11 protein-coding genes are annotated in these 10,243 nt (G+C 35.5%); 6 read left to right on the top strand and 5 right to left on the bottom strand.

The window, feature by feature from the left end:
- Positions 1-285: zinc ribbon domain-containing protein (locus ACXITR_RS00960; protein WP_457995360.1), on the top strand; the 285-nt coding region annotated here is incomplete at its 5' end.
- Positions 286-360: 75 nt separating this feature from the next.
- Here the strand turns inward: ACXITR_RS00960 and ACXITR_RS00955 are convergent.
- Positions 361-1,176, bottom strand: coding sequence for an EI24 domain-containing protein (locus ACXITR_RS00955; RefSeq protein ID WP_457995359.1), 816 nt, complete (start codon positions 1,174-1,176; stop codon positions 361-363).
- 240 nt (positions 1,177-1,416) lie between these two features.
- On the opposite strand from ACXITR_RS00955, the gene ACXITR_RS00950 reads away from it, so the two are divergent.
- The gene (locus tag ACXITR_RS00950; protein WP_457995358.1) at positions 1,417-3,051 is read left to right on the top strand and encodes a YcjF family protein; all 1,635 of its coding nucleotides are present in this window, start codon (positions 1,417-1,419) and stop codon (positions 3,049-3,051) included.
- A gap of 149 nt (positions 3,052-3,200) precedes the next feature.
- On the opposite strand, the gene ACXITR_RS00945 is transcribed toward ACXITR_RS00950, so the two are convergent.
- Positions 3,201-4,124, bottom strand: a complete 924-nt coding sequence (locus ACXITR_RS00945) for a substrate-binding domain-containing protein (protein WP_457995357.1) — start codon at positions 4,122-4,124, stop codon at positions 3,201-3,203.
- Between the two features lie 226 nt (positions 4,125-4,350).
- Between ACXITR_RS00945 and ACXITR_RS00940 the strand changes: the two genes are divergently transcribed.
- Both ACXITR_RS00940 and ACXITR_RS00935 read left to right on the top strand, forming a co-directional pair.
- Entirely contained in the window at positions 4,351-4,926 is a 576-nt protein-coding gene (locus ACXITR_RS00940) for a hypothetical protein (RefSeq protein WP_457995356.1), read from the top strand.
- Positions 4,927-5,137: 211 nt separating this feature from the next.
- The gene (locus tag ACXITR_RS00935) at positions 5,138-5,899 is read left to right on the top strand and encodes a glycerophosphodiester phosphodiesterase (protein ID WP_457995355.1); all 762 of its coding nucleotides are present in this window, start codon (positions 5,138-5,140) and stop codon (positions 5,897-5,899) included.
- 3 nt (positions 5,900-5,902) lie between these two features.
- On the opposite strand, the gene ACXITR_RS00930 is transcribed toward ACXITR_RS00935, so the two are convergent.
- On the bottom strand, positions 5,903-6,346 hold the full coding sequence (locus ACXITR_RS00930) for a hypothetical protein (RefSeq protein ID WP_457995354.1): 444 nt from the start codon (positions 6,344-6,346) through the stop codon (positions 5,903-5,905).
- Positions 6,347-6,428: 82 nt separating this feature from the next.
- Between ACXITR_RS00930 and ACXITR_RS00925 the strand changes: the two genes are divergently transcribed.
- Positions 6,429-6,857, top strand: a complete 429-nt coding sequence (locus ACXITR_RS00925) for a SufE family protein (RefSeq protein ID WP_457995353.1) — start codon at positions 6,429-6,431, stop codon at positions 6,855-6,857.
- A 48-nt stretch (positions 6,858-6,905) separates the two neighbouring features.
- Here ACXITR_RS00925 and ACXITR_RS00920 read toward each other — a convergent pair whose 3' ends face one another.
- Positions 6,906-8,642, bottom strand: coding sequence for an ABC transporter ATP-binding protein (locus ACXITR_RS00920; protein WP_457995352.1), 1,737 nt, complete (start codon positions 8,640-8,642; stop codon positions 6,906-6,908).
- A gap of 211 nt (positions 8,643-8,853) precedes the next feature.
- On the opposite strand from ACXITR_RS00920, the gene ACXITR_RS00915 reads away from it, so the two are divergent.
- Positions 8,854-9,660: a TPM domain-containing protein gene (locus ACXITR_RS00915; RefSeq protein ID WP_457995351.1), complete on the top strand. Its 807-nt coding sequence runs from the start codon at positions 8,854-8,856 to the stop codon at positions 9,658-9,660.
- A gap of 87 nt (positions 9,661-9,747) precedes the next feature.
- Here the strand turns inward: ACXITR_RS00915 and tnpA are convergent, their stop codons facing one another.
- Positions 9,748-10,176 (bottom strand): IS200/IS605 family transposase, encoded by a 429-nt coding sequence (tnpA, locus tag ACXITR_RS00910; RefSeq protein WP_457995350.1) that lies wholly within the window; start codon positions 10,174-10,176, stop codon positions 9,748-9,750.
- Between the last annotated feature and the right edge of the window lie 67 nt (positions 10,177-10,243).

Below are 10,243 nucleotides of genomic sequence, written 5' to 3'. Positions count from 1 at the left end.
GGTCAATTCTTCAACATATTAGAGTATGTTTGTTCACAAACGGATACTTATTTTGAGAGGGTAGATAAAGACTATACTTCGCAAATATGCCCGAATTGTGGTACTAATACAGGTAAAAAGACTCTGAATATGAGAGTCCATAAATGTCCTGAATGTGGCTATGAAAAAGATCGAGATATTGCGGCGGCGGAAGTAATTAGAAATAGGGGATTGCAAAATATTGCGGTAGGAACTATCGTGATGAAACAGCCCAGTAATGGCGTTCTGTCAGGGGCGAAAGCCTAGATAAGAGTCTATATGGGAATCCTCTCGCCTTCAGGCAGGGGACGTTCAACTTCCCAAGAAAATATCTTTTTTTCATCAAAGTCTGTTGGTTTGCCTCAGACGATAATCACAAAATAATAGTGTACCTCCTGAAACGCAAAGGGGTACAACAACTAAGTTTAGGAGGGGAATACTAATTAAACCCAGACACACTAAACCAAATCCTGCACTACTAGGAAATCGGGCAAAAACAAATTGTATTTTATGTCTAAATTTTAATCTTCTTCTTTCTAGGGGGGCATCAAAAAAATCTAGGCAAATAATCAAAACGGTGAGTGTTAAGCCTCCTACCCCTGAGATAACATTGCCAAAGGCGGGAATAAAGTTGAGTAAAAATAAGGGGATTGCAACTAAGGCAATAAATAATAACTTTTTTAGTTCAAATAATAAGGCTCTCAGTATATCTTCAAATATATTAACCTCTACTAATTCAAGATTTCCTAGTTTAATTATTTCTATTTCTTCTGATAATTTACCATACCAAGGGGAGCCTAAAACACTACCAAATTGGACTATGATAAAACCCACTATAATTAATAATATGATAGTCAGTAAAGTTCTAATAATCACCACAAAGATTGAGGTAATCGGTAGCAAAAATCCCATGGCTTCAGGTAATCTATTTACATAGTTAAGGGCGATCGCCCCTATATTGTTCTCTAAAATATCAAAAAACAACAAACTAGGTTGTAATAAAAGAAAATAAACCCCTAAACCAACAACAAAATTAATAATTATAGGAATAATCAAATATTGCCATAACTTTTTATTATTAACAATTAATTGAAGAGCTTTAATAGGATACAATAAACCATCTACAAATCCAAATCCAGTGAAAATATTTCTAAACATAATTGTAAAAATCCGTTAGATAATCATAAAATAAAAGTACAGTTTATAAATCAGATTTAGTATAGTCTTAACTTATTAAATTTCCCATAGTTACTTTTAAATAATCCAGTAAAAACCACCACACTTTCTATGATTTTGTAATTTATGATTTAATTTATACACAACTTTCCCATATTTCAACCTTCCACGCCACAGAAAACGTTAATCTAAATATAAACAAAAATATCTTTTAATCAAGCTATGCGCCTGTCTCGTCTTCTAACCATTGTTATCGGCTTAAGTATTATTTTTGGCTTAATGCTTTGGTTAGTTAGTGCATTATCCCGACTGTATAGCGAAATTTCTTGGACAAGCCCTTTACTAGCAAACTTTCTAGTCTTTGTCCTCATCCTATTATTAATCTTTTTTATCGGTATTTTTCTTTACTACTTTGGCATTATTCCCCATGATAAAGGAAATCAAACCATCAGAGGAAAAGGAAAAACAAGGCGCCCATTACCAGCCCTTCCCGCCCAAAAAAACGAAATAGCCTCGGAAACCATCAGGGCAGTAAAAAAACAAGTCGCTCAAATCCAAGATGAAGTGAGCCAAAAAGCCCTATTAGAAAAATCCCAACAAATAGAAGCAGACTTTACCACAGGAAAACTAAAAGTAGCCGTATTTGGTACAGGTAGTGCAGGAAAAACCTCCCTTGTAAATGCTCTAATGGGCGAAATGGTAGGGGAAATCCAAGCCAGTATTGGCACTACCACCGAAGGAGTAACCCATTCCCTTAAGTTGCCCTCTGCTAACCGAGAGATATTAATTACCGATACCCCCGGCATTCTGGAAATGGGCGCCCCGGGGGAAATTCGAGAGCAATTGGCACGGCAACTAGCCACGGAAGCGGATTTATTATTATTTGTTTGTGACAATGATTTGAGGGCTTCTGAGTTTAAACCCTTGGAGGCTTTGGCAACCATTGGTAAAAGATCGTTATTAGTTTTTAATAAAATTGATCTATATTCTGAGGAAGAGCAGGAAATTATTTTAAATAGTCTTCAGCAGAGGGTAAAGAAATTTATTCCTAGTAATGATGTCATCAAAGCCTGTGCCAATCCTCAACCAGTGCAGTTTTCTGTGGACGAAATGATTCAACCCGATGTGGAAGTGGATAGTGTCATTAAACGATTGGCGGCTATCTGTCGGGCAGAGGGGGATGATTTGTTGGCGGATAATATTCTTTTGCAGTCTCAAAGGTTAGGGGAGGAAGCAAGGAAGTTAATTGCCCAACAACGTAGTCGAGAAGCGGATAAAATTATCACCCGTTATCAGTGGATTGGGGCAGGGGTGGTGGCTTGTACTCCTGTGCCTGTGGTGGATATGTTGGCAGCAGCGGCGGTAAATGCTCAGATGGTAGTAGAAATTGGGCAGGTTTATGGTTGTGAAATTAATAGCGATCGCGGCCGGGATTTAGCGGTATCGTTAGGTAAAACCTTGGTTAGTCTGGGGGTGGTTAAGGGCGCTGTGGAGTTGGTGGCGAGGGCTTTGCAGTTAACCCTTGCTACTTATGTAGTGGGAAAAGGCATTCAGGGGGTGAGTGCGGCGTATTTAACCCGCATTGCTGGTAAAAGTTTTGTAGAATATTTTAGCCATGACCAAGACTGGGGTGATGGTGGTATTACAGAAGTAGTGCAAAGACAGTTTAAACTTAGTCGTAAGGATGAATTTATTAAGGCTTTTGTCCAAGATGCGATCGCACGGGTAATTGAACCTATTAAGGATACCCTAGAGGAAAGTTTCGATAATAGTGACTATCCTGAGCAAAGTAATGACGTTTATTTTGATGATGATGGTTGGGGCAATGGCACTCTTAAAAAGGATGATTGGTGGTAAAAATAATTGATAATTGATAATTGATAATTGATAATAAAAAATTAGATTTTCTAGTTTTTTAAAGTCTTTTATTTATTTTTTTTGCTATGGACTTAAGCCCATGGTTCGTTTCATTCGTTTACTTTTCTCGACTTATTCAGTATTATATTTTAGTTATTTATCCAGTTTGCGAAGTGTTTTAAGTTCGTTATTTGTTCCTGATTTAAGGTACTTTTATTAATTAAAAGCCAGTAAGAAGTGGCTAAAGGATAGGCAGAATTATCAGGATTATTAGAGTTTATATTTTGTTGATTTAAAAGGTTAATATCACTAACAAAATGAGAAATATTAGGAGTAATGAAGTTACCAAAATCATTTTCTAATTTAGCAATATTTAGTTTATGTTCCTTAGCAAAAGGATATTCTACATAACTAATTGCCCCATCTATTTGTTGAAGGGTAGAAATAATGGCATCACTACCCCTTGCACTTATCCCCATTTCCCATGGAATAGTTTTTATTACTCCGATACTTTTTTTCCAATCATCACTAAGGGAACTTAAATATTTATTAATATATAAATTTGTACCACTACTGTTACCATGAAAAATTACTTTTATTTTTTTACTCTTTTTAGCTCCTAATTCTTGCCAATCTGTAATATTACCCAAAAAAATGCCTATTAATTGTTCTTTTGTTAGGCGTAAATTATCTATTTCCTTGTTATTATAAATAAGGGCGATCGCCCCTAACATCATCGGAAAAGCTAAAATATTTTTATCACGTATTACGAAGGTAGATTCATCTAAAATAACATCCGTAATAGCAAAATTTATGATCTCTTTTCTTAACTTATCAAAAAGAATGTCACTACTATAAATAGAATCATATGTTAAATGTAAATTCGGATTTATTTGTTTATATTCATCAAACCATCGTTTTATCAAAGCATCTGAAAAATTTTCTCCCATGCCATGAATAGAGCAAGATTCCCATAAAAAAGAAAAATTAGAAGACTGACTACCTAAAAAACTGCCACAAAAACCCGTCAAAGCACCAATAAAACTTCTACGTCCTAATCTAATACTATTCATATAAATAAAACTTAGTTATTTTTAAATTTATGACGGCGTATAGCTTTTTTAGCCATAGACTAGGTATATATTAGGAGACCATGGGATAATATAAATTAAGAAATCGTTAAAAGCAGTTTAATTTTTTATTAACGTTTTTTTCGTTCCTAAACCTGCTATCAAAATTATAAAAATATACTTTATCCCTCAAATAAAAAATATTATAAATTATCCAATAAATAAAAATATGGACTATCTACAAACTTTGGAATCCGCCATCAATAATAATAAAAAACCTAGTAGCGAATTAACTTTCGATGCCCTATTAACAGCAGAAAAAGAAAGTCGAAAAGCAAATATTAAATATAATTTTCAACAACTCTGGGGAGAATGGCGTTTAACCTTTATTACAGGCACAAAAAGTAGTCAAAAAAAGATGGGAGGTTTACTAGGAAAAGGTTTTTATCTTCCCTCACTAGCCAAAATAACTATCTCCTACGGTGGTGATGATTCTCAGTCTTTAGTCGGGAGAGTACAAAATAAAGTAAATGTAGGTTTAGTCACCTTCGTTATTTCTGGACCTGTTAAATATGTAGAAAAAAGGAATATTCTTGCCTTTGATTTTAACCATTTATCCATGGCTATTTTAGGTAATAAATTGTACGAACAGGATGTAAGGGGAGGGGTAAAAAGTGAAAATGAATTTTATGAAAATAGTATCAGTAAACAGGCTTTTTTTAGTTATTTTTTAGTAACAGAAAAATTTATTGCCGCAAGGGGTAGGGGAGGAGGTTTAGCTTTATGGAAAAAAGTAGGGGAGTAGTCAAGGATTGCGAAACTATGTCCTCTTTTGTTCGATTACCTGTTCTATCTATGTAATCAATTACTTTTTGTCTTAACTCTACATGATGAGATATTTCTTTTTTACTTTATTATAATTACTACATCCTTATTTTACCCTTTAATACCTCAATCTTAACTCAATTGAATATATCTAAAAAAAGACTTGGTAAACCTTATCGTAAGGAGAAATAATGACAATAAAGCCAATGATAATAGCTCATCGAGGGTCATCTAGTGAAAGCCCAGAAAATACTCTATCAGCTTTTCGGTTGGCTATAGCTCAGGGTGCAGATGGCATTGAAGGTGATTTTCACCTAACCAAAGATAAGCATATTGTGTGTATTCATGATTCAAATACCGCTAGGGTTGCTAAAACTAAGTTAATTATTAAAAATTCGACCCTGGCAGAGTTAAAAAAACTTGATGTAGGATGTTGGTTTAATTCTACTTTTAAGGATGAAAAAATTCCTACCCTTAATGAAATTTTAGCCATATTACCGAAGGAAAAAAAGTTATTTTTAGAAATCAAATCAGATCCTGAAATAATCCCCTATTTATTGAAAGTCATTAACAATAGTAGTGTTAATTTAAGTCAGTTAGTAATCATTTCTTTTAATAGTCAAAATGTAAAATATATTAAGCAACAAATGCCGGAATTAAAGACTATATTATTATTAAGTCTTAAGACATTAAACGGTATTAAAAGTTTTTCTCCTCATAGATTATTAAAACAATTAGCGAATATTAATGCTGATGGAATAAGTACTTCTGTGTCTAATTTTGTCAATCAACGGTATATTTATCAATTTACTTCCAGAGGATATGAATATCATTTATGGACTATCGATAATAGAAGGATAGCAGAACAATTTATGAAAATAGGGGTACACTCTATTACAACTAATACTCTCAAAACTATTCAGCCCATCAAGTATTGCCAGAGGGAAAACTGATTACTAACGATTAATTACTTTGAGGGTAAAAGGATGTTGATTGCCCCTAGTTTCTCCCACATAGATAGAGTATCGCCCCGGCGCCCATACTCCCCCCATTTGGGGTAATTTTCCTGCCGCTGCATCCCCTAAGATACAAGTGCGATCGCCCCCATTTGGTCCTACAATTAATAAGGTAGGTTGCCCCTGACTAGCTTCTACCCGAAGATGAAGGGAAAAATTTTGCTCACTGAGATTAATAACATGGTGAGGACTACTGCCAATATAACCACAATCACCACTATCAACACTTCCCCCCATATTGCCCGTAATTTCCCGATTCAAACCCTGTGCCATGGCGATGGGAGCGATAAGAGAACCCAAAAAGAGTAAAATTGAAACAGCCTTTAGGGTAATAAAATTATGCTTACTATACCTAGAAATAAATAGAAAAATTTTGTGATTCATTTTAGTTCGCCTTTTTTTTCCCGTTTTCTATCCTAGACTAGAAAGTATAGTTAAATGTTCTCCATATTTACAATTCGATAAAATGACCTCTAATTCCACCACAAGACCTGAAAAATTAGATAAAATTGTTCAAAAATTTAAACGTAGGGAAAATCCCAAGCAAAAATACGAACAGTTGCTATGGTACGCCAAAAAGTTAGAACCATTATCCGAAACTAATAAAACTGCGGAAAATAAGGTTTCTGGTTGTGTATCCCAAGTTTATATTATTTCCAACACCGAAGATGGTCAAATTTTCTATCAAGGGGATTCCGATGCCCAATTGGTGAAAGGTTTAGTGGCTTTTTTGATTGAGTCTCTAAATGGTTTAACTCCCCAAGAAATTGTTACCATTGAGCCTGATTTTATTGAAGAAACAGGATTACAAGCTAGTTTAACCCCTTCCCGTGCTAATGGTTTTCTCAATATCTTTAAAAAGATGCAACAGTTAGCCCTTGTATCAATGAGTTAATATAGTGGGGCAATTGATGTTTAAATCTTTTGCCTTGCCCCTCATGTTTTAATTATCGTAGAATTGTTGGGCGTGGAAACGGGCATAACGTCCATTTTGCTCTAATAGTTGTTCATGATTACCTGATTCTATAATTTTACCTTGGTCTAACACCAAAATCCTATCTGCCCTTCGGACGGTGGCTAGACGATGGGCGATGACGAATACGGTGCGTTCTTCCATAATTCTTTCGAGGGCTTCTTGCACAAGGGCTTCTGACTCCGAATCGAGGGCTGAGGTGGCTTCGTCTAGGATAAGGATAGGAGGATCTAAAAACATTGCCCGTGCGATCGCAATTCGCTGTCTTTGTCCACCCGATAAGCTAACCCCCCTTTCCCCGACATAACTATAATAACCTTGGCTTAAATCCTTAACAAAATGATCTGCATTAGCAATAATAGCGGCTCTTTCTACTAATTGAATATCAAAATCTGTTTGACCAAATGCGATATTATCTGCAATAGTTCCTGAAAATAAATTAGTTTCTTGGGGAACAATGCCAATCTGTTTTCTAAGACTTTTAATGCTTAAATCTTTGACATTAATACCATCAATTAAAATATCTCCGTCCGTGACATCATAAAAACGGGGCAATAGATTTACCATGGTACTTTTACCAGCACCAGATGAACCCACGAGGGCGATGGTTTCTCCTTTTTTGACAGATAAATTAATATTATTTAAAACATATTTATCATCATTATAAGCAAAACTTACATTGCGATATTCCACCAAACCCGTTGCTTTTTCCATAACAATAGGTTCTTTTTTTTCTACTACTAAAGGCTCTAAGGTGAGTAACTCAAAAATACGTTCAACAGAAGCCTCTCCCTGTTTAAACTCATTATAATTATTCGTAGTAATAGAAATAGGATCAATTAATAACGCTACCGCCGCAATGTAGCTAACAAAATCCGTCCCCGTCATATTACCCTGAGAAATTTGCCACCCCCCCAAAAAGAATAACAAAATGACGCTCATGGCTTCCAAAAAACCGACCACAACAAATTGCAAAGCCTTAATTTTTTCCGTTGCAAACTTACTTCTTCTATTATTTTCTGCCTCAATGCCAAAACGATTTATTTCATATTCTTCCGCCGCAAAAGCCTGTACTAATCTGATACCGCCAAATACCTCAGTAATCAATGCTGATAGGTTAGAGATACGATTTTGACTTTTTCTTGTTAAATCTAATAGTTTTGAACCAAAAGCACCTATTAGTAAAGCCATCAAAGGAGCAACAATTAAAGTAGAAATAGTTAACTGCCAATTGACATAAATCATATATCCTAAAACAGCAATTAATTGTAAAATACTAGGTAAAAACTGCTGAAATATTTTATTAATAACTTCTCCTATTTTATCCACATCTTCCGTTAGACGATAGGATAAATCCCCTGTTTTTGCCGATTCAAAATAGGTAAGGCTTAATTTTTGTAGATGTCCATAAACCAATTTACGCAAATCGAGGGCGATGTAGAGGGCAGCTTTTGCCATGAGGGTATCTTGTCCATACTGCACAACACCCCGAATCAAAAATATTATGGCTGATACTCCTGCTAAGGAAACAATGGAGTTAATATCACCTTCCCCTATGAAACCTGCCATTTGTCCAGCTAACCAAGCCAAGATAGGCCAAAAAATGGTAAACCCAATGGTGCAAAGAAAGGCTCCCACAATGGTTTTTAGCTGAGGGCGAATATAGGGAATTAATTGCCAATAGATCGATTTTGCTTGTTTTGCCAAGGTTAGTAGATTGAAATAGACTTTATGAAGTTTACCTGAAAACGAGCCTTTTTGATGGATTGGAAAATGAGAAAAATTGTTTGAAACCTCTTGACTACCTGTTTTTTTTCTTAATTTTGTCTTTGGATACCAAAGGTAAGTTAGAATAAAGGTTAATATTTGTAACAAACCTTAAAAACCCTTATCAAAAAGTAATCTTTCGTTAGAAACTATGCATAGTCGTATTCTTACTAAAATCTTTTTATCCTTAGCCATTTGCTTAGTGACATTGACAACATGGTTATTTACTCCTCAACCCGCCCAAGCGGTAAATAATCCCCAATTATTACCCAGTGAAGTTACTCCCGTGCTGGATTTGGCGAACTATTTGCCCGATTTACAAGAACAATATTTAATTGAAGAGTTTGAACAGTTTGAGAAGGAGACGGGATGGAAGTTAAGAATATTGACTCAGTATGATCAATCTCCGGGTAGGGCAGTAATTAAGTTTTGGAATTTGGATGAGCAAAGTATTTTGTTGGTGGCTGATGGCAGGGGTGGAAATTTACTTGCTTTTAGTGTAGGAGATGATGTTTATCCTTTGTTACCTCGTACTTTTTGGATTGAGCTACAAACCCGTTTTGGTAATATGTATTATGTCCGTGAGAATGGGGAAAATAATGCTATTGTTACGGCGATGGATACGGTGGAAACTTGTTTGAAGGATGGGGGTTGTTTGGTTGTACCGGGTTTGCCCCAAGAGCAGTGGATTTTAACTTTAATTACTTCTGTGGTGGGAGGGGTTATTTTTGGTTTGGCTGGTTTACCTCGTAAGGAGGGGCAGGTTTTTGCTTGGCAGTGGGTGTTGATTATTTCTCCTCTTTGGGGAATTTTATTCTTTGCTTTTGGTATGGGGCCTGTGGTAACTCGTACAACGGAATGGTTGCCTTTATTTCGTAATGTAATTGGTTTTGTTTTGGGTGCCTTGGTGGCATATTTTTCTCCTCTACTCAATCAGCAGTCGCCTTCTGAGACTTAATTTTTAAAAATAAAGTTTAATGAACATTCGTTGCGACAGTCCCCAATCTCAGCGTAGCGGATTAGGGAAGGATAGCAACACCCAATTTTATTTCCCCCCTTCCTGATTTTTTATATACTGTTTGAGCTTTTCGATAGTTGCACCACCAGTGCTTGAGACGTAATAAGAGCCAGACCAAAAAGACACTTTTCCCCAATAATATTTTTTTACTTCTTGAGGAAATTCCTTTTTTAACATTCTAGCCGTTGAGCTTTTTAGACAACCGACAACTGTGGAGATAGCATTTTTGGGGTGCAGATCTAACAGGATATGTACATGATCTGGCTCACCATTAAATTCTAAAATATAGCAATCTAACTTTTTTGCTACTTGTTCTAGCATTTCTCCTAGTCTTACAATCATTTCTTTTGTTAACACTTTTCTCCGATAATGAGTTACAAAAACAAAGTGCAAGTGAACACTAAAAACACTGTGAGAACTTTTTCTAGGCTTCAATAGACAATCCCCCAACTGCATGATAGAATAACTAATATCTTAGCAAAACTTTTGATTAGATATGGCTACCAAAAGAGTTACGTTTAGG

The sequence above is a fragment of the Cyanobacterium sp. genome, from assembly GCF_054166785.1.
This window is presented reverse-complemented; position numbering and strand designations above follow the sequence as displayed.